Raw genomic sequence first — 279 nt, 5'->3', positions numbered from 1 at the left:
GACCAGTACGTGGTGGGCTACCCATACCACCCGCAGCCGGTCCCCACCAGCACCACGGCCGAGGAGAACACGCGATAACGGGCCTCGTTGCAGGTCCAACCCTGCCTGCGCCGCGACCACCGCCCGCTGCCACATGTCATCAGCGGTGTCCTCGACCGGTAGGTCCACTACCTGGATGACCTCGTCCAGGTCCACCTCGGGCAACACCACCGGTGTCCACGCACCCGCCGTGTCCCTGCGCAGCACCATGCGCAGCGCGTCGTGGTGCTCCACCACCGC

General features: G+C 68.5%; 1 protein-coding gene. It reads right to left on the bottom strand.

Annotation, left to right across the window (positions count from 1 at the left end; all coding sequences use genetic code 11):
- The coding region (locus ACTIDRAF_RS31505; RefSeq protein ID WP_039789891.1) for a condensation domain-containing protein at positions 1–279 on the bottom strand (279 nt) is incomplete at both ends.

The sequence above is a fragment of the Actinoalloteichus spitiensis RMV-1378 genome (assembly GCF_000239155.1).
GTDB lineage: Bacteria > Actinomycetota > Actinomycetes > Mycobacteriales > Pseudonocardiaceae > Actinoalloteichus_B > Actinoalloteichus_B spitiensis.
The sequence above is the reverse complement of the archived record's forward strand: the minus strand, read 5'-3'. Positions and strand labels throughout refer to the sequence as shown.